The 23,790-nt window shown below is 50.1% G+C and carries 22 protein-coding genes; 10 read left to right on the top strand and 12 right to left on the bottom strand.

What is annotated here, in order from left to right; translation table 11 throughout:
* The first annotated feature begins 5 nt into the window (after nt 1-5).
* Both OIK42_RS18105 and galE read left to right on the top strand, forming a co-directional pair.
* Nucleotides 6-308, top strand: a complete 303-nt coding sequence (locus OIK42_RS18105; protein WP_273642522.1) for a DUF6170 family protein — start codon at nt 6-8, stop codon at nt 306-308.
* Nucleotides 305-1,324 (top strand): UDP-glucose 4-epimerase GalE, encoded by a 1,020-nt coding sequence (gene galE, locus OIK42_RS18100; protein ID WP_273642521.1) that lies wholly within the window; start codon nt 305-307, stop codon nt 1,322-1,324. Before OIK42_RS18105 ends, galE begins: the two co-directional genes overlap by 4 nt.
* 53 nt (nt 1,325-1,377) lie before the next feature.
* Here galE and OIK42_RS18095 read toward each other — a convergent pair whose 3' ends face one another.
* The 10 genes from OIK42_RS18095 to ccmA are packed head-to-tail and all read right to left on the bottom strand — an operon-like array spanning nt 1,378 to nt 9,217.
* Complete coding sequence (locus OIK42_RS18095; RefSeq protein WP_273642520.1) at nt 1,378-2,214, bottom strand: MlaA family lipoprotein; 837 nt, start codon at nt 2,212-2,214, stop codon at nt 1,378-1,380.
* Nucleotides 2,211-3,452: a c-type cytochrome biogenesis protein CcmI gene (gene ccmI / locus OIK42_RS18090; protein WP_273642519.1), complete on the bottom strand. Its 1,242-nt coding sequence runs from the start codon at nt 3,450-3,452 to the stop codon at nt 2,211-2,213. Before ccmI ends, OIK42_RS18095 begins: the two co-directional genes overlap by 4 nt.
* The gene (locus tag OIK42_RS18085; protein WP_273642518.1) at nt 3,452-3,892 is read right to left on the bottom strand and encodes a cytochrome c-type biogenesis protein; all 441 of its coding nucleotides are present in this window, start codon (nt 3,890-3,892) and stop codon (nt 3,452-3,454) included. Before OIK42_RS18085 ends, ccmI begins: the two co-directional genes overlap by 1 nt.
* Nucleotides 3,889-4,488 carry a redoxin family protein gene (locus OIK42_RS18080; RefSeq protein WP_273642517.1) on the bottom strand — a complete coding sequence of 200 codons (600 nt, stop codon included), beginning with the start codon at nt 4,486-4,488 and terminating at the stop codon, nt 3,889-3,891. Before OIK42_RS18080 ends, OIK42_RS18085 begins: the two co-directional genes overlap by 4 nt.
* On the bottom strand, nt 4,485-6,479 hold the full coding sequence (locus tag OIK42_RS18075) for a heme lyase CcmF/NrfE family subunit (RefSeq protein WP_273642516.1): 1,995 nt from the start codon (nt 6,477-6,479) through the stop codon (nt 4,485-4,487). Before OIK42_RS18075 ends, OIK42_RS18080 begins: the two co-directional genes overlap by 4 nt.
* Nucleotides 6,476-6,946: a cytochrome c maturation protein CcmE gene (gene ccmE, locus OIK42_RS18070; protein WP_273642514.1), complete on the bottom strand. Its 471-nt coding sequence runs from the start codon at nt 6,944-6,946 to the stop codon at nt 6,476-6,478. The genes OIK42_RS18075 and ccmE overlap by 4 nt, the downstream gene beginning before the upstream one ends.
* Nucleotide 6,947: 1 nt before the next feature.
* Nucleotides 6,948-7,178, bottom strand: coding sequence for a heme exporter protein CcmD (ccmD, locus tag OIK42_RS18065; protein ID WP_273642513.1), 231 nt, complete (start codon nt 7,176-7,178; stop codon nt 6,948-6,950).
* 1 nt (nt 7,179) lies between these two features.
* A complete protein-coding gene (locus OIK42_RS18060; protein ID WP_273642512.1) occupies nt 7,180-7,923 on the bottom strand; it encodes a heme ABC transporter permease in 744 nt (247 codons plus the stop codon).
* Nucleotides 7,923-8,591, bottom strand: a complete 669-nt coding sequence (gene ccmB / locus OIK42_RS18055; RefSeq protein ID WP_273642511.1) for a heme exporter protein CcmB — start codon at nt 8,589-8,591, stop codon at nt 7,923-7,925. Before ccmB ends, OIK42_RS18060 begins: the two co-directional genes overlap by 1 nt.
* A complete protein-coding gene (gene ccmA / locus OIK42_RS18050; protein ID WP_273642509.1) occupies nt 8,588-9,217 on the bottom strand; it encodes a cytochrome c biogenesis heme-transporting ATPase CcmA in 630 nt (209 codons plus the stop codon). The genes ccmB and ccmA overlap by 4 nt, the downstream gene beginning before the upstream one ends.
* A 180-nt stretch (nt 9,218-9,397) precedes the next feature.
* On the opposite strand from ccmA, the gene OIK42_RS18045 reads away from it, so the two are divergent.
* Complete coding sequence (locus OIK42_RS18045; RefSeq protein WP_273642507.1) at nt 9,398-11,851, top strand: hypothetical protein; 2,454 nt, start codon at nt 9,398-9,400, stop codon at nt 11,849-11,851.
* Complete coding sequence (locus tag OIK42_RS18040; RefSeq protein WP_273642506.1) at nt 11,848-12,159, top strand: EscU/YscU/HrcU family type III secretion system export apparatus switch protein; 312 nt, start codon at nt 11,848-11,850, stop codon at nt 12,157-12,159. Before OIK42_RS18045 ends, OIK42_RS18040 begins: the two co-directional genes overlap by 4 nt.
* 113 nt (nt 12,160-12,272) lie before the next feature.
* Here the strand turns inward: OIK42_RS18040 and recA are convergent, their stop codons facing one another.
* Nucleotides 12,273-13,304, bottom strand: coding sequence for a recombinase RecA (recA, locus tag OIK42_RS18035; RefSeq protein ID WP_273642504.1), 1,032 nt, complete (start codon nt 13,302-13,304; stop codon nt 12,273-12,275).
* 167 nt (nt 13,305-13,471) lie between these two features.
* Nucleotides 13,472-13,999, bottom strand: coding sequence for a nicotinamide-nucleotide amidohydrolase family protein (locus tag OIK42_RS18030; RefSeq protein ID WP_273642503.1), 528 nt, complete (start codon nt 13,997-13,999; stop codon nt 13,472-13,474).
* 102 nt (nt 14,000-14,101) lie between these two features.
* On the opposite strand from OIK42_RS18030, the gene mutS reads away from it, so the two are divergent.
* From mutS to leuB, 6 genes are all read left to right on the top strand, one after another.
* Entirely contained in the window at nt 14,102-16,642 is a 2,541-nt protein-coding gene (gene mutS / locus OIK42_RS18025; protein ID WP_273642667.1) for a DNA mismatch repair protein MutS, read from the top strand.
* A gap of 305 nt (nt 16,643-16,947) precedes the next feature.
* The gene (gene pyrG, locus OIK42_RS18020; protein ID WP_273642502.1) at nt 16,948-18,579 is read left to right on the top strand and encodes a CTP synthase; all 1,632 of its coding nucleotides are present in this window, start codon (nt 16,948-16,950) and stop codon (nt 18,577-18,579) included.
* A gap of 58 nt (nt 18,580-18,637) precedes the next feature.
* A complete protein-coding gene (eno, locus tag OIK42_RS18015) occupies nt 18,638-19,930 on the top strand; it encodes a phosphopyruvate hydratase (RefSeq protein WP_273642500.1) in 1,293 nt (430 codons plus the stop codon).
* Between the two features lie 90 nt (nt 19,931-20,020).
* Nucleotides 20,021-20,713: a hypothetical protein gene (locus tag OIK42_RS18010; protein ID WP_273642498.1), complete on the top strand. Its 693-nt coding sequence runs from the start codon at nt 20,021-20,023 to the stop codon at nt 20,711-20,713.
* A gap of 415 nt (nt 20,714-21,128) precedes the next feature.
* Entirely contained in the window at nt 21,129-22,688 is a 1,560-nt protein-coding gene (leuA, locus tag OIK42_RS18005; protein WP_273642497.1) for a 2-isopropylmalate synthase, read from the top strand.
* On the top strand, nt 22,689-23,786 hold the full coding sequence (gene leuB / locus OIK42_RS18000) for a 3-isopropylmalate dehydrogenase (protein WP_273642496.1): 1,098 nt from the start codon (nt 22,689-22,691) through the stop codon (nt 23,784-23,786).
* The last annotated feature ends 4 nt before the right edge of the window (nt 23,787-23,790 follow it).

Here is a 23,790-nt window from a genome sequence, read left to right as displayed (position 1 = left end):
ACTTTATGAAATTCTATTTTTCGACTCGCAACATCCCTGAGCTTGAAGGGTTACCCCTCGCGCAGAGAATGCAGCGCCTTGAGCGTGCTGCCAAAAAGCTCTCCGTGCCAGAAAAAACCTTACTGAATATTCTTAAACTTGTTGTTATTGTACCGGCATTCGCGTTACTGCTTCGCACGGCCAATGACTGGACCGCGTTGCTGTGGGCATTGCTGGTATTTCTGCTGTACCCACTGCTCGTCAAGCCGGTACAATATTCACTCAGTGCAAAATATTTAGCCCCTAAAGATGACAAGGAACATGAATGAAAACAATTTTAGTCACCGGTGGTGCCGGCTACATTGGCAGTCACACTGTCTTACAACTGCTCGAGGCCAACTATCAGGTCATCGTGTTTGACAATCTCTGTAATGCATCGGAAGAGTCATTACGCAGAGTATCGGCCCTCACCGGCAAGTCAGTCACTTTTGTAGAAGGTGACATTCGTAATGACACGCAACTCAATAGTGTATTTGCACAGCATTCTATCGATGCGGTTATTCATTTCGCTGGTCTGAAAGCGGTTGGAGAATCAGTACAAAAACCGTTGAATTATTATGAGAACAACGTGTATGGGTCAATAAACCTGTGTCAGGTAATGGCGCAGCATGGGGTTAAAAATATCGTTTTCAGCTCTTCGGCCACTGTCTATGGTGATCCGGTATCCTTGCCGCTGCGCGAAAATATGTCTACCGGCCATCCCACTAATCCTTACGGCATGTCTAAATTGATGGTCGAAAACGTACTGACAGATCTGCACAGCTCTGATGAAAACTGGAACATCGTAATACTTCGATACTTTAACCCCGTCGGCGCTCATCCGTCAGGGCAAATAGGTGAAGATCCCAACGGTATTCCCAATAACCTAATGCCATATATCTCTCAGGTTGCTTCCGGCAAACTCGAACAACTGGCAGTATTTGGTGATGATTATGACACCGCTGACGGAACCGGCGTGCGCGATTATATTCATGTCGAAGATCTTGCCGATGGTCATATAAAAGCCATTGAGCGCTTGTCGCTGAGCATGGGGCTGGATGTTTATAACCTGGGGACTGGTCAGGGCTATTCGGTGCTTGAAATGATTAACGCCTTTGAAAAAGCCTGCGGCAAACCCATTAGCTACAAAATTGCGCCACGCCGCTCTGGCGATATCGCGGCATGCTATGCCGACCCTACCAAGGCGGCCACCGAGCTTAACTGGAATGCCCAGAAAAGCTTAGAAGATATGTGCCGCGACGCCTGGCACTGGCAATCGAACAATCCCCAGGGCTACACCTCTTAGCCAACAAAAAAGGTCAGGGATGATTGCCTGACCTTTTTTGCTTCATGGACGGTTTAATTACCGTCGCTGGTTTCAGCGTCCAAATCAATATCATCAAACATTGAATCAAACTCTTCGAAGTCTTCGGATTCTTTTTCATCGGGCTGACTATCAAGGTTTTTACCGTCAGTTACCCTGAACTCGAGGTTTTGAAAGTAAATATTTTTAACCTGCTGATAGTCATCTACCGCATTTTCGATCTGACCTTCCTGACCCAGTAGCTGCGCCCGGCTTTCCAGTGCACCCACCGTAAAACGCAGCACGTTCAGGTTACCTGTCATCAATGTCATCGGAAAATACAGATTATCGACAACGTCACCGGTAAAGGTTCGCGGATCGTTGGGACCACGGGCCGGCAGCATTAAAAAGGGGCCGGTACCTACGCCCCACTTACCCAACACTTCGCCAAACTCTTCTTCCTGTCGTTGCAAACCCATAGCCCCGGCGACATCAAAAAGCCCAACCACGCCAACAGTAGAATTAATTGCAAAGCGGGTAAAGCTATCAAACGACGGGCCAATTTTACCCTGCAACAGGTTATTGACCACATAGCTCGGCTCCGCTAAGTTTTCTACCGCATTAGACAACCCCGTTCTGGCAAAGCCAGGCACCACAGTAACGTAGGCTTTAGTCACCGGCCTGAGTAATAACTTATCCAGTACTTCCCAGTTAAAATCCCATACCAATCGGTTGACTGGCTCTAATGGATCGCGCGGATCCGAATAACCGGTTTGCTGAGCAGCGTCGTTGGCACTGGCCTGCTCTTTGGCAGAGTTGCTGGCGCAGCCTGTCAGCACTGACAAACCAATAGAAAAAATAACAAACGCCAAACGGCGGGTAAATATCGTCACATCAATTCCTTGTTAATCACAATCTCTAATTCACTCAGTTGCCCGGTCACTACCGGCGCATTGATTACCCCTTCCAAATCACCTGTTTGCGCCGGTGCCTGCTGATCCGCCGAGACTCTTGCCACAATCCGTACCGCTGAAAGCTGATTCAACGAATAAGTTGGCGTCATCGCATTTTCATTGCTTAAGGTCACTGTTAATGGCATCTCTTTTAACGGCATCCGCACCACAGCCGCCGGCATTTTATTATCGCCGTTGGCATCCTGTGCAAACACAAATAAAAACGCATCTTCAGGGACACTGGCAGCCAGTGTTTCATCTACCGAGATGGTCAGCGTAAACCCGGTTAACGGCTCGGCGCTGTCTGCTGCTGCGGTAGTTGCATCGCCCTGCAAGGCCGCCAGGCGCTCCCTTAGCTGTATACTAAGCGGATTATCGGCTGGCAACTTACCCTCAAGACGGGCCAGGTTGCTGGCCAGCTGCGCCTGGTCACCCAGTCTGCCTGCAACAACCGCCAACATTAATGTCAGATTATTATTGTCCGGTTGTTCGGTCACTAAGCGGCTAAGCAAACGCTGCGCATTTTGCAGTTGCTCTTTGTCATCGCTGCCCATTAGCGCCCGGGCGTAGGTCATGCGCACGTCAGCGTCGTCTGGCGCATAGTGCAGAGCCTTTTCAAGTGCACTGTAGGCCTCCTGCGTTTGCCCCAGCGCCATCCAGACGCGACCCAGATACATCCAGCCCTGGCCATCATCCGGGTCATTTTGTAATCGTTTACGTATCGCCAGGGTCAACTGCTGAAAATCCTCTGAGGTGAAGTTTTCTCCTGCCCCCTCAGCAAGTTTGGCACTCAGTTGCGGCAATGCATTCAGCGCCGCCTGAGCATCACTCAATCTTGTCAGGTTACTTGCCTGGTAATAGGCCCAGCCACCTACCGCTAAAGCCAGCGCGGCACCAATACAAAGTGCCAGGGTTGCAGGGCTTTGCTGATCAACCTGGGCATATTGCTCTTCAACCAGTGATATTTTGATTTCATCACTGGCCTGGCGCATATCCTGCTCGCTGAGTATGCCTTCTTCAACTTCCCGTTGTAGCTCTGTCAGGCGTTGTTTTACCACCGCGATATTGGCTTGTGTCAGGTTCTCCTGTGGTCCACGGGCGCGAAGCCATGGCAACACAACGGCTAAAAACAGTAAGACCACCAATACAAAAACTGTCGCAAAAAACATCCAGGTCATTATTTATTTTGCTCCAGCATTTTTTCTGCTGCCGCCAGCTTCGTTGCCATGTCTTGTGGCGGCGTCGATTTACGACGCCAAATAACCACTGCAATGGCAAGCGCAGCAAACAGCAAAGGCGTCAGCCATAACCAAACCGTGACCGGCGTAACCGGCGGCTGATAATGAATAAAATCTCCGTAGCGGGATTTCATGTACGCAATAACCTCATCGTTAGTTTTACCTTGCTTGATCAGGTTATACACTTTGCGTCGCATGTCATGCGCAATCATAGCATCAGAATCGGCGATATTTTGATTCTGACACATCGGACAGCGCAGCTCTGCTGTGAGCGATAAAAATGACTGTCGTTGCTGCGGCGTGTCAAATTCGTAACTATCTTCGGTAGCAACAGCACTGCCGGCAACTATCAATAAGACCGTAATTAACAGTATTCTCATTCAGCGCTCCGCGATTTGGCCAGTTCATCGGTTAATTGGCCATACAGCGGCCCGATTTTATTTGCCCACACACGCTCGTTAATATCGCCAATATGATGCATCCGAATAATGCCGTTATGGTCAATTAAGAAATGTTCAGGCGCGCCCGTCACGCCTAAATCCAAGGCGGTGTCACGGTACACATCAAAAATATGAAACTGATAGGGATTACCAAACCGGTCGGTAATCTCACGCACCTCTTGTTGCACCCGTTGTACCGTTTTGGTACCAAACTCAGGATCCAGATCCTGATCAAAATATAAGCCAACGATATTCACATTGTGTTGCTCGACCAGTTCAGTCAGATAAGGTAATTCAACGGCACAAGTGACGCACCACACTCCCCACACATTGAGCAAGGTCACCTGCCCTTTGAATACATCCGGAGTATAGGTTACCTCAGGCGCCATTAAGTCGGGCAATTGAAACGCTGGCACGGGCTTGCCTTCCACCTGCGAATCGAGCGCGCGGGGATCAGAAAACAAACCGCTGAATAAAAATACCACTAACAGTAAAAAGACAATTAACGGGATACCGAAAATCATGAATCGTTTCATAACCGCGCCTCCGTGGTCGCTGGTCGTTGCCCGAACCGGCCGGCTTTGGCGACTTTAGCCATTCGGTAGCGTTTATCGGTTATAGAGCAAACGCCACCTAGCGCCATGATCACCGCGCCGGCCCAAATCCAGATAACAAAAGGTTTTATATAGACACGAACTGCCCAGGCACCGTCGTCGAGTGGCTCGCCCAGGGCAATAAACAGATCGCGCAGTAAGGTGGTGTGGATGCCGGCTTCTGTCATGGGCATGCGCTGCACCTGATACAGACGTTTTTCGGGCTCCAGATGAACAAGCTTCTCACCGGACTCATACACGTCAAAGATGCCCACGTCTGCCGTGTAATTTGGCCCGTTGCGCTGCTCAATACCGCGGAATGCAAACTCATAGCCAGATAACGTGACCGATTGGCCCGGTTTCATTCGTACGTCGCGCTCCACATCGTAGTTACTCACCAGGGTGATGCCAATCAGGGTTACAGCAAAACCAAGATGACCTAAAATCATTCCCCAATGACTCGGCGTAAGACGGCGCAAACGCTCAGTCACCGACAAACTGTCATCCATTGAAGCAACCCGCTGCAAGACTTCAAGAGTTGTCGTGATCAGTACCCAGCCACTTAATACCAGTCCTAAAGCCGCCATATAAGCAGGCGCATCGTAGCTGTAGTTAATCAGTATGCCGGCGCTGACACTCAGGCCAAACGCCAACAACAGCGTTTTTTGCACTTGTCTGGCAGGCTGATTCTTCCAGCGGATGAGCGGACCAATCCCCATGCATAACACAAAAGGCACAATCAACCAGGTAAACATTTGATTGAAGAAAGGCGCTCCAATTGAGATAGAGCCTAAGCCCAACTCCTTATGCACCAGGGGGAGTAAGGTGCCAAGCAACACCACCAGCGTCGCCGCACACAGGAACACGTTATTACCCATGAGCATGACTTCGCGGGAAAGTAACTGATAGCGGCCGGGACTCTTTAGTTGCTGAGCGCGCAGCGCATACAGCACCAGGCTAACACCGGTGAGTATCACCAGAATGGCGAGGATAAACAAGCCGCGGGCCGGATCGCTGGCAAATGAATGAACCGATACAATCACACCAGAGCGGACTAAAAATGTTCCTAATAAACTCAGTGAAAACGCCGCAATAGCCAGTAATACCGTCCAGGATTTAAACACCTTACGCTTTTCGGTCACGGCCAGAGAATGCATTAAGGCCGTCCCCACCAGCCACGGCATAAATGAGGCATTTTCTACCGGGTCCCAAAACCACCAGCCGCCCCAGCCTAATTCGTAATAAGCCCACCAACTGCCCAACGCGATACCCACCGACAAAAAGCTCCAGGCTGCAATAACCCAAGGTCGTGACCAACGAGCCCAGGTTGAATCCAGCTGGCCTGAAAGCAGCGCCGAGACAGCAAACGCGAACGCGACAGAAAATCCCACATAGCCCATATACAGCATTGGCGGATGAATAATCATGCCAAAATCCTGCAACAAGGGATTTAAATCACGGCCATCCACAGGGAAATACGGCAACATGCTGTCGAAGGGATTTGAGGTCAACAAAATAAACAGATAAAAGCCAACAGACACCATGCCCAGTACCGACAACACCCGGGCAATCATAATTTGCGGTATACCACGGCTAAATAACGCCACGGCGACTGTCCAGAGTGACAGCATCAGCACCCATAGCAGAAAGGAGCCTTCATGCCCGCCCCACACAGCGGTGACTTTGTAATGAACCGGTAAACGACTATTTGAATGTTGGGCGACATAATTAAGCGTAAAGTCGTCAGTAACAAATGCGTAAATCAAGCAGCCAAAGGCGATTGCAGTAAAAACAAACATACTCATGGCCAGCGGCCTGGCCGTTGCAATCATTGGCCCATGTCCACGGTAAGCCCCCCACAGAGGGTACACGGCCAGTAAAATTGACGCGACTAACGCCAACGCAACAGCAATATTACCTATCTCGGGGATCACGACTGGTTGTTTCCTTCGTTAGGCTTGACATGCTTGATGCCTTTCATTTTTTCAGCCAACTCAGGCGGCATATACTCTTCGTCGTGTTTGGCAAGCACTTCCTCGGCTTCTATCACGTTCGCGTCCACCAACATGCCTGTTGCGACAATACCCTGCCCCTCGCGAAACAAGTCAGGCAAAATACCGGCATAACGCACTTCTACCGCGGGGCCCGTATCTACCAGTGTAAAGCTCACTTGCAGCGATTCACTGTCTCTGGAAACCGAACCGGGTACTACCATGCCACCAATACGTAAGCGCTGCCCGACCGACGGTTTAACACCATCTTTACCCTCAACGATTTCAGAAGGGGTATAAAACAAATCAATATTGTCATTCAGCGCAAACAGCATCAGTGTTACGGCACCGACTATCAGTAACCCTGCACCAGCTACTGCGGCTAGCCGTCGTTGTCTTCTCGGATTCATACTACTTTCCTACCTGTTGAGTCTCAGGATTCGCCATTTGATTACGACGTGCGGCGGCGATACGCGCCTGACGCGCCTGCTCCTGACGTGCTTTTTTGAGCAATTGTTTATGTGACATACGGCTATCGATAACAATCCAGGCCATCGCAATAACAGATACCCCAAAAGACAGCCACACATACAGGGCATAGCCCCCCATATGAAAAAATGCTTGCCAACTTTCAAATTGCATATCAGTCTCCCACCGACCCAGCCAGATCTTTAACCCAGGGCCGGTGATACTCCCGCCGAATGATTTCATTTTTCATACGCATTACACTTACTGCTGCAATAAATAAGGCCAATCCCAGCAAAGCGATCAATAATGGCCACAACATTTCTGGTGCAATCGAGGGCTTATCAAATTTACTGATTGTGGCCCCCTGGTGAAGCGTGTTCCACCATTCAACCGAATAATGGATAACAGGTATGTTAACCACCCCGACCATGGCCATAACACCCGCGGCTTTGCCCGCTTGCTGTTTATCTTCAAAGGCGCCGTACAAGGCAATTACGCCAAGGTATAAAAACAGTAAAATCAATTCTGAGGTTAACCGTGCATCCCACACCCACCAGGTTCCCCACATGGGTTTACCCCAGGCAGCGCCGGTAAACAACGCGATAAAGGTGACCACCGCACCGACCGGTGCCATGGCTATCATTGCCATAAAGGCCGTGCGCCATTGCCAGACAATTCCAACCAGCGCGGCGACCGCCATGACCACATAAGTACTCATCGACAAAATAGCGCTGGGCACATGAATATAGATAATCCGGAAGGAATCACCCTGCTGATAATCCTGCGGTGCAAAAGCTAATCCCCAGATACACCCAACCAGCAACGCCAGCATGCCCGGCCACCACAGGTAAGGCTCCAGTCTCTGGCAGAGTTGATAAGCACGTTCAGGTTTTGCGTAGGGATGTAACCACTTCCACATTAGTTTTGACTCACTTTAAGTGCATAAGCAATAGCAAAGGGGGCGGTTGCGGTAGCAACTAATAACATGGCGCCAATCATAGCAAGTTGTGCCCGATAAGGTAATTGCAGTGCGGCAGAATCTACTGCCGACGTGGCAAAAATCAGCAACGGAATAAACACCGGTATTAATAACAACGCTAACAGTACACCGCCACGCTGCAATCCCACCGTTAAGCCCACCGCTATCGCGCCGACCAAAGATAACAAGGGGGTTCCCAGTAACAGGGAAAGCATTAATGCCACATACATATCGACGGTCAAATTTAAAAACAACGCAAGCAACGGGGATAATACCACCAGGGGTATAAAACTCACCAGCCAGTGCGCGGCGACCTTGACCGCACTTACCGCCCACATTGGCTGCCCACTGAGCATATATTGTTCCAGTGAGCCGTCCCAAAAATCATCCCGGAATAAACGCTCCATCGCTAACAATGAAGATAGTATGGCGGCGATCCAAATAACCCCGGGGCCAATTTTTTGCAGAGTGGCCGGGCCAGGCCCAATGCCGAGCGGGAAAAGCGTGATCACCATGGTTAAGAACATTAATGGTTGTGCAAGTTCCGAGCGTTGCCGAAAAGCCAGTGCCATATCCCGTTTAAATATGCCTTCGTACAAACCACTCATATATTGTATTCCAGATATAACTCTGTAAACGGCCCCGCAGAATCCGACAGGGGTTGATGAGACGTGGTAATAATGGCGCCACCATTGCTCACATGGTTTTGCATGTGTTGTTCGAGGATATTAATCCCCTCGGCGTCCAGCGCGGTGAACGGCTCATCCAGAATCCAATAGATCGCCTTTTTTAACCATAGACGCGCCAGGGCTACCCGACGTTGCTGACCTGCCGAGAGCATTTTCACCGGCACATCTTCTAAGCCCACCAACCCGAGTCTGGCCAGTACGGTTAAACAATGGTCAGTGTCAAAGTCGCTGTGGTGCTGGGCACTCCAAAATCTGAGGTTTTCCAGCGCCGTGAGTGCGCCATTGACGCCGGCCTTGTGACCAATATAAATGAGTTGCTGGTGCAACGGCTCCCAACCAGCATGCAAAGACGCATTGTCAAAATACAGTTGACCAGATTCCGGCGTCGACAAACCACTTAAAATACGCAGTAAACTGGTTTTCCCCGCGCCGTTTGGGCCACGCAAATGTAACAACGTACCCGGTTTCAGCGACAAGGAAAGACCGCTGAAAAGCACCCTGTCACGTTTTATGCAGGTCAGATTGTCGGCTTTGAGTCCCGCCACAAGAAATCCCGTTAAAATGAACTGGTTAACAATGTCGAATTAAAATCGCCGCATTCTACCATAACTGTGCCTCGACGCATCTTACCTGTGAATGTGATCGGCATTTTTCTGATCCAATTCAAATTCCGCTCAGATTCACATTATACTTAACTCTCAGACTCCATGGCCGATAACAACTGCATGCAACCTTCACAACCCACACCACCCTCATCCAACACCGCCTCCGGCCCTCGCGCGAGTGACCTGCCTGCGGCGCCGGCCAGGCAGTTAGACGTTAACCGCGTAGCGATGCCATTGCAGCCAGTGACTAATGTCACTGCTAATGCCCAGACTGCGCGGCAAACCTCTGCGTTGCAAACGCCGCAAAGGCAAACCGTTCAGGTCTCACCGGCTGTCACGACTTCATCGGCTGACAGTTTGTTGTTAATGAAACTGCCGCTGTCGACACCGGTACAGGTTAGCCAGCAAACCACAGTAGAACTAAAAACACTGTTGTCTCAGTCAACTTTAAACAACGTGTTGCCAACGCTGATTAAGTTAAGTCCGGAGTCACTTAGCCAACCGTTAAGCAAAACTCAGATACAATCGCTGGTTACTGTTTTAGCCCAGGCCCACCGAACGCCGCTTTCTTTGCCCGCCGAGATCGTGAGCTTCAATAATAATACCGTCCATCTTCGTATTGGTTCACTGGATGGGAGTGGTAAACAAATGATCGATATTGCCATGACCAATACATCGCAAGGCTCATCAGTGTCCCAGGCCTCAGCCACTAAGGCAGGTATCACCGCCTTGCTTGCCAGCTTAAGCTTACCTGCGACGGCGACTTTAACCTTAACCCCGCTTGCATCGAACCGCGCAGAATGGCAAGCCGCAGTTACTCTGCAATCGTCTCCCGGTGCATCCGGTAATGCTCCCTCTGCGGCGGCTGGTACAATGTTGAAAGGCCAACTGCCATCTTCATCGCCGGCAATTCACGCTGCGCTGAAAGCCATTCTCGCCCAGGGGATTGCAGCTGATATAAAATCGTTAAGCCAATGGGCTGACGGTCATTTACCCGCCAAATCCGCTGGGCAGTTACAGCGCTTTAGCCAGATGACGCCAATGTCAGTAACGTTAAAAGGTGACACCTTACTGCTCGCTGGCAGCCGTGCTCAGGTGATGGCAGTTGATACCGCACCGTCAAAATCATTACTCAATGCGCTGCCAAATATCAATCAGCAAATGGTTAAGCAACTTAATTCACAGGCATTATCCGGTGACAAACTGCCCCGAACCGAGCTCAATTACTCCCAATCTAAAGCTGCGGGCTCAGCGGCACAGACATTGACCAACGACAATGTCACCTTACAGGACGGCTTAGCAGCTAAAACAGTAGCAAAAACGACCGCCGACGCCGCCACTTTAAAACCTGAACAGGCAACAGCAAGTTTGGCTCAGTTGAAAATTGCCGGGTTATCACCTGAATTAAAGTCCGCCCTTTCATTATTCATTGGCACAGCCAATCGACTCAATGTTGTTAACACCCATTCACAGTCGCCTAATGTCGCCAGTTTAGTCGGTGCATTACAAAAAATTGCTAACACAGGCAACGCTGCCAGTGATACCAGCGCAGCCACAATAAAGCCCCCCAGCGAGTCTCCCAAAAATCAGGCCGCTTGCCAGTCAGACAAAGGCTCGCCTGCAGTCAATAATGCGGCCGCGGCGTCGGTGACAAAAGGCACCATCAACGCCGGCGCAGAGACGTCGTCTAAAGCGCTACACGCGGTGATCGCGCAGTTACAGCTCGATTTTCACAGTAAGTCTGCCACCGGCGCCGCAGACAATGCCTTTACCGCCAGCAATTTAACCGGTGAAGCCGGCACCATTTCAAAATTACCCGTGGCCGATACCCAGCAAGTCAGTGCAGCCATTAAGCAGTTAATGACGTCAGCAGCTTGGCTGCAATCGCCGGGCAGCCTGCTCACACCGCCGGCGGGTCATTCGTTTATGAGTGGGTTGCTACAGGTGCTGCAAGTATCACTGCTCGGCCGACATTTCAGTCAGCACGCTGATCTGGAACAACTGTTAAGCCGCGCAAAAAATACTGCCGGCTCTTCAGGCGCACCCCGGCCCGGTTTACTCGCTAGTCTTAGTGGTCGTCAAATACGGGAGTTTGCTCAGCTGGACAGTCAGCAAAATTTACTCAAACAGCTTAAAGGGCTACTTGCTGGTCACCAAAGTGCAAAACTCGCGAATTTAGACCAAACGTTGCAAGGTCAGGATTCATTTTTCTATGTGTTACCGGCATTACATCAACACCATCAGTCATCAGAATTACTCATCCGCCGGGAAAAAGACAAAAAAGAGGATAACGAGCAAGCAGATGAAAACGCGACCTGGAATTTAACCATGAAGCTGAATATTGGTGAACAGGGAGAATTGCTGTCAAAAGTTAAAATTAAATCAGAGCAAATTTTTTTGGATATTTATACCTCAAACCAACAATTGCTTGAAAAAGTGGGTCTCACTTTGCCATTTTTGTTAAAACGCTTTTCGCAACTTGGGCTTGAGGTTCAAGAGCATAAAGTACAGCTCGGAAAAATCCCTGATACACTCGCAAGCAAACCCTTCCAACTGCTGGAAACACGGGCATGAGCAAGAAAAGTAAACGCGCTGTTGGTATTAAATATAATGAAGCCGAACCATCCCAGGCGCCCACGATTGTTGCCAAAGGCTATGGCGATCTGGCTGAAGCGATTATTGCCAGCGCCAAAGAAAACGGTGTTCTTATTCATGAGGATCCATACCTCAGTGAATTTTTAACCACCCTTGATTTGGGCCAGTCTATCCCTGAATCGCTTTATTATGTCATTGCAGAGCTGCTGGCTTATTCATATCTGTTACAGGGCAAGGTGCCTCAGAGTTGGCGCGATGCCATGCCCGGCATCGACGATAAAGTATAACTGTTAAAGCGTTTTTGCTATCCAAAAAAAAGCCCATCCTAAAGGATGGGCAAACTATAAGAAGGCTTATAGGGGGAGTTTCCAACGGATAGTTGAAACCGTGGCAGCTAACGTTAAAGCACTTCCTCTGATTCAACGTCCTCTGGCTTAACTTTTTTGGTTAACAATAATTCTGCGCGGATCTTCTGCTCAATATCCTTTGCAATATCAGTGTTCTCTTGTAAAAACTTCACGACGTTAGCTTTACCCTGGCCAATTCGATCACCGTTGTAGCTATACCACGCACCGGCTTTATCCACCAATTTCTGCTTAACACCCAGGTCAATCAATTCAGCTTCTTTGCAAATTCCCTGACCATACATAATCTGGAACTCAGCTTGTTTAAAGGGCGGAGCCACCTTATTTTTAACTACTTTAACGCGGGTTTCGTTACCGACTACCTCATCGCCCTCTTTGATTGCGCCAATACGGCGAATATCTAATCGAACAGATGAGTAGAACTTAAGGGCGTTACCGCCAGTGGTGGTCTCTGGCGAACCAAACATTACACCAATCTTCATCCGGATTTGGTTAATGAATATGCAAAGCGTATTTGAGCGTTTAATATTTGCCGTTAACTTACGCAGTGCCTGAGACATTAAGCGTGCTTGCAAACCAACGTGTGAATCGCCCATATCACCTTCGATTTCAGCTTTGGGGGTCAACGCTGCAACAGAGTCAACAATCACCACATCAACAGCGCCAGAACGCACCAGCATGTCGCAAATCTCAAGTGCCTGCTCACCGGTATCAGGTTGCGACACCAGCAAGTCATCAATGTTTACGCCTAATTTCTCAGCGTAAATCGGGTCAAGGGCATGTTCGGCATCAACGAAGGCACAGGTTTTACCCACTTTTTGTGCTTCAGCGATAACCTGCAAAGTAAGGGTGGTTTTACCCGATGACTCAGGACCATAAATTTCCACCACCCGGCCACAGGGCAATCCGCCTATACCCAGCGCAATGTCTATGGTTAATGAACCGGTAGATATAGACTCGATATCCATTGCTTTATTGTCGCCCAAACGCATAATAGCGCCTTTACCAAATTGCTTTTCAATTTGACCGACTGCTGCTGTTAACGCTTTAGATTTATTGTCGTCCACCGATGTGTCCTCGTTATTTTTTACTGTCTGCGTAATCACTACATAAAAACGTTGGCAGCTACACTGCACATCAACTTGTGATACGCGAATTAATGACGTCATACTATACTGTATAGTTATACAGTGCAATATGCATTTTATCTTTTCTCTATTTCAACACACTCATTTTAAACTGCAACGAGTCTCTGGTGCAGTGTTGATACAGCAAATTCTATTGATTGGTTTCGTACTGCAGCCCTGTCTCCGGCAAATTGCTTAACCAGTGCGTCGCTGTTGCCATTTATCGTAAAGCCAAACCACACGGTGCCCACCGGTTTCGCCTCTGAACCGCCGCCCGGGCCCGCCACACCGCTAACCGCGACCGCGCACTGGGCACCTGCATTATGCGCCGCACCGATGGCCATTTCGGTCACCACCTGAGCCGACACCGCGCCATAGGCGGTTAACGAATCTTTGCTTACATTAACCAAATGCTGTTTTGCCTCATTCGCATAAGTCACCCAGCCTTGTTTGAACCAATCAGAACTGCCGGCCACAGATGTCAGTGCATAGGCAATCCCGCCGCCGGTGCAGGACTCAGCGGTGGTGAGCGTCCACTGTTTAGCGCGCAAGGCATCACCCACGGCTAAAATCTGTGCAGATAATCCATTTAAATCAAGTTGTGAGTGTGAAACAGTTGAAAATGGCTGACTCATAGCAATAATACATTCAGTATATAAAAGCGGTATTATGCCGTGGTCTGTTCACTAATCGCAAGCAACCAGCAAGCTGAGGCATTCTTGGAATCACACACTCCGATGATGCGCCAATATCTGAATATTAAGGCGCAGCACCCCAATATTTTACTGTTTTACCGCATGGGCGACTTTTATGAGTTGTTTTATGATGATGCCAAACGGGCGGCCGAGTTACTCGATATTTCGTTGACGGCCCGCGGCAAATCCGGCGGTGACCCTATTCCAATGGCCGGTGTGCCTTACCATGCCGTAGACAGCTATCTTGCCCGGCTGGTAAAAATGGGCGAGTCAGTAGCGATTTGTGAGCAAGTGGGCGATCCGGCCACCAGCAAAGGGCCGGTAGAGCGTCAGGTCCAGCGTATTGTTACCCCGGGAACCGTGACCGACGAAGCCTTGTTAGATGAACGCCAGGATAACGTACTGGCTGCTGTAGTTGGTCATAAAGAGCAGTTTGGCATCGCCTGGCTGGATATTACCAGCGGTCGCTTTTTAGTCAGCGAGTTTCAGGGCACCGACATGCTAAGCGCCGAGTTACAGCGTCTGCGACCGGCAGAACTACTTTATCCGGAAGGGTTCGAATGGCTGACAAAAATAGATCACATAAAAGGTTTGCGTCGGCGTCCTGAATGGGAGTTTGATCAGCAGACCGCTCAGCAACAGTTAAATGATCAGTTTGGCACCCGCGAATTAAGTGGTTTTGGCTTAGCTAATGTGACCCTGGGCGTGGGAGCAGCTGGCTGTATCCTGCAGTATGTTAAAGATACCCAGCGCACCGCGTTACCGCATATCAGAGCTATCAGTCTGGAGCAACAGTCGACCAAAGTTCAGCTTGACGCCGCCACGCGACGCAACCTCGAACTCACCCATAACCTGTCAGGTGGCACCGAGCATACCTTGTTCGCCGTACTGGATAATACCGCGACCGCCATGGGCAGTCGCTTGCTGCAACGCTTTTTGCACGCCCCGATAACCGATCGCGAAGAACTCACCAACCGCCAAACCGCCATTGCAGAGTTGCTTACCGGCGATTATCCGGCCTTAACTGCACAGCTCAAATACATTGGTGATATTGAACGTATTATGGCCCGGCTGGCGCTGCGCTCTGCGCGGCCACGCGACTTTGCCCGCCTGCGCAATGCATTAAACAGTTTGCCGGCATTACAGTCCGCCTTGCAGGCGTATAACGCCCCGTTGCTGAGTCAATTGCGCACGCTGATCAATGAATTTCCCGACCTGGCCACGTTGCTTGATAGCGCGATTATCGACAACCCGCCAGTCGTCATCCGCGATGGCGGCGTTATTGCACCCGGCTATAGCAGTGAACTGGATGAACTGCGTGACTTATCCGACGGCGCAACAGAGTTTTTACGACAAATGGAACTGCGGGAACGTGAGCAAACCGGCATTGCCACGCTCAAAGTGGGTTATAACAAAGTCCATGGCTTTTTTATTGAGGTTTCCCGTGCCAACAGCGCACTGGTCCCGGCCAGCTACATTCGCCGCCAAACGTTAAAAAACACCGAGCGCTACATTACGCCTGAACTAAAAGAGCACGAAGACAAAGTACTCACCAGTCAAAGCCGCGCGCTGGCGCTGGAAAAACGCCTCTACGATGAACTGTTTGAGCTGGTTGCTCCCCATCTTGACGCCCTGATAGCCTCAGCGGCTGCGCTGGCCAAACTCGACGTTATGGTAACCCTGGCAGAGCGGGCCGAAACACTTGAATATCATCCGCCAACGTTGGTGGAGGAACCGGGCGTAAGCTACCAGCAGGGCCGGCACCCGGTGGTTGAATACGTGATGAGTGAGCCCTTTATTCCTAACCCGCTGACCATGACGCAGTCGCAGCGCACTATGATTATTACCGGCCCCAACATGGGCGGTAAATCCACCTTCATGCGCCAGACGGCGCTGATCGTATTGCTCGCCTATATTGGCAGTTATGTGCCCGCAGAGCAGGCCGAAATAGGCCCTGTCGACAAGATATTCACCCGTATTGGCGCCTCTGACGATCTGGCCTCGGGCCGTTCAACGTTTATGGTAGAAATGACCGAAACGGCGAATATTTTGCACAACGCGACACCACACTCGCTGGTGCTGATGGATGAGATTGGCCGCGGTACCAGTACCTACGATGGCTTGTCACTGGCCTGGGCCTGTGCCGAATATCTGGCTAACCAGTTACAGGCATTCACCTTATTCGCAACCCATTATTTTGAACTGACCGAGCTTGCCGAGTCATTAAGTGGCGCTCAGAATCTGCACCTTGGGGCGGTAGAGCACGATGATACCATTCGCTTTATGCACACTGTAGAAAGCGGCGCTGCGAGCAAAAGCTATGGCCTGCAGGTAGCCCAGCTCGCGGGGGTGCCCAAGGCGGTAATTACCGCGGCCAAGCAGTGTTTACATAACCTCGAAAGCCATTCCAATGCAGAAAGCCAGCATGCAACAAGCACCAGCTCGGCCAGCCAACCAGCGCAAGCGACCCTGTTTGCACCTGCCCCGTCTGCGCTGGAACAGGCGATAACCGCGGTGGACCCGGACGATCTGACGCCCAAGCAGGCCCTGGCCTTCATCTATGAACTGAAAAAGATGTTGTAAAGCTGGTTATTAATTAAAGACAAAACGGCCCGCCGCGCAGCCACCTTGTATAAACAGGGGCTGCGTTAATGGCAAACGCAAGGTAGCCCTGGCATTTTGTTACCGGGACCGGATAGAACGCACCAAACCCCGGCCTGGCCCGCGACAAAAACTGCCCTAAAAATTTCACCCTCAAATTTGGTTTCAATTGGTAAGCGTATATAATTGTGTGCAGCCCCCTTATTGGGTATACTGTTGCGCCGTCTACAGTGTTGTTAAAAAACAACCTATTACCCATATAAACAACCCAACGTCTTAGGTTTCGCATGACAAACTATATTTTCGTCACCGGTGGTGTGGTTTCATCGCTTGGTAAAGGCATAGCGGCTGCATCGCTTGCCGCCATCCTTGAAGCTCGCGGTCTCACTGTGACCATGCTCAAACTGGATCCGTATATCAACGTCGATCCGGGCACCATGAGCCCTATTCAGCATGGTGAGGTTTTTGTAACTGATGATGGTGCAGAAACCGATCTCGACCTGGGTCATTACGAGCGGTTTATTCGCACCCGTATGACCAAGCGCAATAACTTTACCACCGGACGGGTTTATGAAGAGGTATTGCGCCGCGAACGCCGTGGCGACTATCTGGGCGCAACTATCCAGGTCATTCCGCATATCACCAACGAAATCAAACGGCGCGTGGTCGAAGGTGCGCAGGGCTTTGACGTGGCGATTGTCGAAGTCGGTGGCACAGTGGGTGACATCGAATCACAACCTTTCATCGAAGCAATTCGTCAGCTGGGTACTGAAGTGGGTCGCGAACATGCGATGTTTATGCACCTCACCCTGGTGCCTTACATGCCAGCTTCGGGCGAGCTTAAAACCAAGCCAACCCAGCACAGTGTAAAAGAATTGCGCTCAATTGGTATTCAACCCGATATTTTAGTGTGTCGCTCGGTGGGCGCAATGCCCGCCTCAGAGCGCTCTAAAATTGCGCTGTTTACCAATGTTGCTGAAAAAGCCGTTATCTCATTAAAAGACGTCGACAGTATTTACCGTATTCCCGCCGCGCTCAAAGCACAGAGTCTTGATCAATTGGTTGTTGATCGCTTCCGACTGGATTGCCCGGCCGCTGATCTCACCGAGTGGGAACAGGTGTTATACGCCGAATCTAACCCGGTCGGTGAAGTCAACATTGGCATGGTAGGTAAGTACGTGGAACTACCTGATGCCTATAAATCGGTAAACGAAGCGCTCAAGCACGCCGGGCTTAAAAATCGCCTGACAGTAAATATTCACTATATCGACTCTCAGGATATCGAATCTAAAGGCGAACAGGTGTTAGAAGACCTCGACGCGATTCTGGTACCCGGTGGTTTTGGTGAGCGCGGTATCGAAGGTAAAATCGCCGCCGCCCGTTATGCCCGCGAAAACAACGTACCTTACTTAGGCATTTGCCTGGGAATGCAGGTTGCATTAATCGAATTTGCCCGCAATGTTGTAGGTATGGAAAACGCAAACAGCACCGAATTCGATCCGGATACGCCTTACCCGGTAGTTGGCCTAATCACTGAATGGCTTGAGTCTGACGGCAGCACCGAAGTGCGTGACGAGTCATCAGATTTAGGCGGTACCATGCGTTTAGGCAGTCAGCTGTGTCACTTAATTGAAGGCAGTAAGGTGTTTGAAGCCTACGGTAACGCAGAAATTTATGAGCGCCACCGCCACCGTTACGAAGTCAACAATAACCTGCGCGATCAAATTGAAGCCGCCGGCCTCAGGGTAAGTGGTTTGTCCACTGACAAACGACTTGTTGAAGTCATTGAATTACCGGATCATCCTTGGTTTGTTGCAGGCCAGTTCCACCCGGAGTTTACGTCAACCCCGCGTGATGGCCATCCGTTATTTACCGGTTTCGTCGCTGCGGCGCAAACCTATCAAAAAGAAAATCATTAATTTAAAACCCGGCACTGTTACTCCCGCAGTGCCACAATTACTTGTTGAGGAAGAAAATATGGCGAAGATCTCGCGTATCATTGGACGTGAAATTCTGGACTCACGTGGTAACCCCACGGTCGAAGCAGACGTATACTTAGACTCAGGTGTAATGGGTCGCGCTTGTGCGCCATCCGGTGCTTCTACTGGCTCTCGTGAAGCCCTTGAACTGCGCGACGGCGATAAAGGCCGATACCTGGGTAAAGGTGTACTCAAAGCCGTTGCCGCTATCAACGATACCATCGCGCCAGCATTAACCGGACTCGATCCAGTTGCCCAGGCCGATATCGATAAAGCGATGATCGACCTCGATGGCACTGAAAACAAAGAAAACCTCGGCGCCAATGCGATTCTGGCAGTTTCTTTAGCGGTAGCCAAAGCCGCTGCAACAGAAAAAGGCGTTGCCTTATACGAACACATCGCCGACTTAAATGGCACCCCGGGACAGTACTCTATGCCAGTGCCGATGATGAACATCATCAACGGTGGTGAGCATGCAGATAACAACGTGGATATTCAGGAATTCATGGTACAACCTGTTGGCGCCAAGAGCTTTAAAGAAGCCTTGCGTATGGGCGCGGAAATCTTCCATAACCTGAAAAAAGTACTGGGTGCAAAAGGCCTCAACACGGCAGTTGGTGACGAAGGTGGTTTTGCGCCGGACTTAAGCTCTAATGCTGAAGCCCTTGCCGTCATCGTAGAAGCGGTAGAAAAAGCCGGTTATAAGATGAACGAAGACATCACTCTGGCACTTGATTGCGCGGCGTCTGAATTCTACAAAGACGGCAAATACGTGCTGTCTGGCGAAGGCAAGAGCTTCGATTCTGAAGCCTTTGGTGATTACCTGGCCGAGCTGGCAGAGCAATATCCAATCGTGTCGATTGAAGACGGTCTTGATGAAAGCGACTGGGATGGCTGGGCCAGCCTGACCAAGAAAATTGGCGATAAAGTGCAGCTGGTTGGCGACGACCTGTTTGTTACTAACACCAAAATCCTCAAGCGCGGCACCGAGAACGGTATCGGTAACTCCATCCTCATTAAGTTTAACCAGATTGGTTCACTTACCGAGACGCTGGAAGCGATCAAAATGGCTAAAGACGCCGGTTTTACCGCGGTAATTTCCCACCGTTCAGGTGAAACAGAAGACGCGACCATTGCCGACTTAGCAGTGGGTACCGCAGCAGGACAGATTAAGACCGGCTCGCTGTGTCGTTCAGACCGTGTTGCAAAATACAACCAGTTGCTGCGCATCGAAGAAGCACTGGCGGGTAAAGTTGCCTACAACGGCCGTAGCGAAATCAAAGGTCAGTAACAGATGATGGCGGGCTTGTGCCCGCCATTGTTTTTTACGCTCCTGACGTGCTACCAACACATCAATAATGCATGCCTGTAGTGTGCGCCAATGACGCAGTTTACTGAACCCGCGTCTCATCAATCAGACTTTTTCAACGCGCTTGAGTCTGATGCCTCACAACGCACCATTGCCGAGCTGTGTAACGCGTTATACGAACGCGAGCTGAGCTTACTGGCTCAACAAGGCCCTTCTCAGTTAAATCTGCTGCGCCGGCGCATAGCCGGACTCAGTTATCATGTAAAGCGCACCGCGCGGTTTCTTGCCCAGGGCTCAGTACCTTTAACACTGGATGAGCACAATGCCAGCTGGCAGGCCAAACAGGCTGCCAAAAGCCCGGCACGCAATGACAAACCTGCAGCAACCCTGAAATGGTATAGCGAACATGCCAAAGTTGGCCTGGTTGTACCCGTACGGGTGCAGGAGTTTGATAATGAACATATTGAACTCGATTCCATTGACCGCATTCAACCCGAAAACCAAACACTGCATGTGAACAAACTGGGATGGTTTGACTTCAGCGGCACCCCGGTTGAAAACCCGGCGCGTTACCAGAGATCAAACCATTTTAAACTCACCCTGTTAAAACCGTCGAAAACCATTGTTACAGCCGCCTGCTGCGGGCATAGCTGGAATCACAAAGGTAAGACAATGCCCCGAACCCTGCCATTACGCGAAATACTGCTGGTGAGTACGCTTGACTGGTCTCGTTTTACCCAGGCAAAGAAACCGGTTATTCGCTAGCAACTGCTCACCCTTGCTGCACAGACAGGTAACGATTTACGTACTGGTTAAAAGAAATATATCAGGCCACAAACCTACCCTTGCTGAATTTGTAGCGCACGAATTTGTTCAAAATGAGGAGTTTTATCCTATTTTTTGCGCGATACCGTAATTTATAACTAATATTTATACCAATAATCTTAAACAATAGTTGACCTTATCAGGCCCAGCCTGTACATTTACCGCCATCAAAGGTCGCAACTGTAAAAAAATCACGGTAAGTTATAATGCCTAATACGCAATACAGTACCTATTTACTATCTCTTCTACTCCTTATGGCAGCAAGACTGCACGGGTAGATTGCGACCAGCGAATCAATACACAAAACCCGTGCCTAGCACGGGTTTTTTTTTAACTACAATAACGAGAGACAGCCATGACGAATCAGGTAAAAATATTTGATACGACCTTGCGTGACGGCGAACAAGCTTTGCCAGCCAGTTTAAGTGCCAAAGAAAAACTGCAAATCGCACTGGCTCTCGAACGTCTCGGCGTTGATATTATTGAAGCGGGTTTTCCGGTTTCTTCACCCGGTGATTTCAAATCGGTGCAAATGATTGCCCGTGAAATCAAAAACTCCACCATCGCCGGCTTGTCGCGCGCTTTGCCCGCCGACATTGATGCCTGCGGCGAAGCGCTGAAAGTTGCTGATCAGTTTCGTATTCATACATTTATTGCCACCTCCGATATCCATGTCAGCAGCAAGCTGAAGAAGTCTCAGGATGATGTAGTGGAAATGGCTGTCGCCGCAGTAAAACGAGCCCGCGGCTATACTGACGACGTGGAGTTTTCCTGTGAAGATGCCGGGCGCACTGAAATTGGTTACCTGGCACGCATGGTCGAGTCAGTTATTGCCGCAGGCGCCACGACGGTCAATATTCCCGATACGGTGGGTTATACTACGCCTACGGAGTTTGGCGGAATTATTAAGCAGCTGTTCGAACGGGTACCGAATATCGACAAGGCGACTATTTCGGTGCACTGCCATAACGACCTGGGTCTGGCTGTCGCCAACTCTTTAGCCGCGATAGAAAACGGCGCTCGCCAGGTAGAATGTACCATCAATGGTATCGGCGAACGGGCCGGCAACAGCTCGTTAGAAGAAATCGCCATGATCTTACAAACCCGTCAGGCGTTGTATGGCCTGCATACCAATATTAACAGTAGCGAAATCAGCCGCACATCTAAGCTGGTGAGTCAGCTATGTAATATGCCGGTACAGGCGAATAAAGCCATCGTCGGGGCCAATGCTTTTAGTCACTCTTCTGGTATTCACCAGGATGGTGTCTTAAAAGCGCAAAATACTTACGAGATCATGACGCCTGAAAGTGTTGGCATCAACAAAAACAACCTGAACCTGACCTCCCGCTCAGGACGACATGTAATAAAGCATCGTCTGCATGAGCTGGGCTATAAGGAAAGTGATTACGACCTGGAAGCCATTTATACTGCCTTTTTGCAGTTAGCCGACAAAAAAGGTCAGGTTTACGACTATGATTTGGAAGCCCTGCTGTTTTTCGACCAGCAAAAACACGATCAGGCCCACTATCAGTTAACGTATCTGCATGCGACATCGGGTAAAGAAATTATCCCCAGTGCCACCGTGCAATTAAAGATTGGTGATATGCTTACCACTCGCTCTGAAACCGGTAACGGACCGGTGGATGCATCCTATAAAGCCATCATGGCCATGCTTGGTCATACGGATTTGGAAGTGGTCGACTTTAAACTCGATTCAAAAGGTGAAGGCGCTGATGCCCTGGCATCGGTAAGCGTTATCACAGAATATAAAGGCCGCCGTTTCCATGGTATCGGGCTTGCCACGGACATCGTTGAAGCCGGCGTAAAAGCCTTAATTTTTGTACTGAATAATACCTATCTGGCCGATCAGATTGATCAGCAAAAGAACCAACAAGAACGCTTAGCAGGAGTATAAATGAGCCAGTTTAACATAGCCGTACTCGCCGGAGACGGTATCGGCCCCGAAGTCATGCAGGAAGCCAACAAAGTATTAGATGCTATTGAACAAAAGTTCGCGGTGTCATTTAATCGCACTGACTTCCCGGTCGGAGGCTATGCCATCGATACCGAAGGCGAAGCACTGCCCGCCAAAACACTGCAAGGGTGTGAACAGGCTGACGCGATTTTGTTCGGTTCAATTGGCGGCCCCAAATGGGATACCCTGCCGTTGGAACAGCGTCCGGAGCGAGCGGCTTTGCTAACCCTGCGCAGCCATTTTGATTTATTCAGCAACTTACGCCCGGCTAAAATTTACGCAGGTCTTGAAGCACTCTCGCCGCTGCGTGCCGATATAGCCGCCAGCGGTGTCGATGTACTGGTGGTGCGTGAATTAACCAGCGGCATCTACTTTGGTCAACCCAAAGGCCGGGAAGGCGAAGGCGAAGCTGAGTACGCTTTTGATACCATGCGTTACAGCAAAAAAGAAATACGCCGTATAGCGGTGAGTGCATTTGAAGCGGCCATGAAGCGTTCTAAGCGCGTTACTTCTGTAGATAAGGCCAATGTGCTGGTGTGCAGCAGGTTGTGGCGCGAAGTCACCGAAGAAGTCGCTAAGGACTATCCTGAGGTGACTCTGGAACATATCTACATCGATAACGCCACAATGCAGCTGATAAAGGATCCGGCCCATTTTGACGTGATGCTGTGTTCCAACCTGTTTGGCGATATTATCTCTGACGAATGTGCGATGATCACCGGTTCGATGGGCTTGCTGCCTTCAGCAAGTTTAAACGAAGACGGTTTCGGCATGTATGAGCCGGCCGGTGGCTCGGCGCCGGATATTGCCGGTCAGGGGATTGCTAATCCTATTGCACAAATTTTATCTGCGTCGATGATGCTGCGGTTCAGCCTCAATCTGACCGACGCAGCCGATGCCATCGATCAGGCCGTGGTCAACGTCCTTGAAGCGGGCACCCTTACCGGTGAATTATTACCGGCGGAGCTGCGCCATCAGGCTGCAACCACCGCTCAGGTTGGTGACGCTATCGTTAATGCAATTTTAGGTCAGGAGTAATAAT

It is taken from the genome of Alteromonas gilva (assembly GCF_028595265.1).
Taxonomy (GTDB): Bacteria; Pseudomonadota; Gammaproteobacteria; order Enterobacterales; family Alteromonadaceae; genus Alteromonas; species Alteromonas gilva.
This window is presented reverse-complemented; position numbering and strand designations above follow the sequence as displayed.

Excerpts from the sequence above, each read along its gene's own strand:
- leuA (WP_273642497.1), top strand. The coding sequence starts at position 21,129 with ATGACGAATCAGGTAAAAATATTTGATACGACCTTGCGTGACGGCGAA.
- OIK42_RS18080 (WP_273642517.1), bottom strand. The coding sequence starts at position 4,488 with ATGAAACGATTCATGATTTTCGGTATCCCGTTAATTGTCTTTTTACTG.
- OIK42_RS18045 (WP_273642507.1), top strand. The coding sequence starts at position 9,398 with ATGCAACCTTCACAACCCACACCACCCTCATCCAACACCGCCTCCGGC.
- pyrG (WP_273642502.1), top strand. The coding sequence starts at position 16,948 with ATGACAAACTATATTTTCGTCACCGGTGGTGTGGTTTCATCGCTTGGT.
- ccmI (WP_273642519.1), bottom strand. The coding sequence starts at position 3,452 with ATGACCTGGATGTTTTTTGCGACAGTTTTTGTATTGGTGGTCTTACTG.
- OIK42_RS18105 (WP_273642522.1), top strand. The coding sequence starts at position 6 with ATGAAATTCTATTTTTCGACTCGCAACATCCCTGAGCTTGAAGGGTTA.
- eno (WP_273642500.1), top strand. The coding sequence starts at position 18,638 with ATGGCGAAGATCTCGCGTATCATTGGACGTGAAATTCTGGACTCACGT.
- leuB (WP_273642496.1), top strand. The coding sequence starts at position 22,689 with ATGAGCCAGTTTAACATAGCCGTACTCGCCGGAGACGGTATCGGCCCC.
- ccmE (WP_273642514.1), bottom strand. The coding sequence starts at position 6,946 with ATGAATCCGAGAAGACAACGACGGCTAGCCGCAGTAGCTGGTGCAGGG.
- OIK42_RS18085 (WP_273642518.1), bottom strand. The coding sequence starts at position 3,892 with ATGAGAATACTGTTAATTACGGTCTTATTGATAGTTGCCGGCAGTGCT.
- OIK42_RS18040 (WP_273642506.1), top strand. The coding sequence starts at position 11,848 with ATGAGCAAGAAAAGTAAACGCGCTGTTGGTATTAAATATAATGAAGCC.
- ccmB (WP_273642511.1), bottom strand. The coding sequence starts at position 8,591 with ATGAGTGGTTTGTACGAAGGCATATTTAAACGGGATATGGCACTGGCT.
- OIK42_RS18030 (WP_273642503.1), bottom strand. The coding sequence starts at position 13,999 with ATGAGTCAGCCATTTTCAACTGTTTCACACTCACAACTTGATTTAAAT.
- mutS (WP_273642667.1), top strand. The coding sequence starts at position 14,102 with ATGATGCGCCAATATCTGAATATTAAGGCGCAGCACCCCAATATTTTA.
- OIK42_RS18060 (WP_273642512.1), bottom strand. The coding sequence starts at position 7,923 with ATGTGGAAGTGGTTACATCCCTACGCAAAACCTGAACGTGCTTATCAA.
- ccmD (WP_273642513.1), bottom strand. The coding sequence starts at position 7,178 with ATGCAATTTGAAAGTTGGCAAGCATTTTTTCATATGGGGGGCTATGCC.
- OIK42_RS18010 (WP_273642498.1), top strand. The coding sequence starts at position 20,021 with ATGACGCAGTTTACTGAACCCGCGTCTCATCAATCAGACTTTTTCAAC.
- galE (WP_273642521.1), top strand. The coding sequence starts at position 305 with ATGAAAACAATTTTAGTCACCGGTGGTGCCGGCTACATTGGCAGTCAC.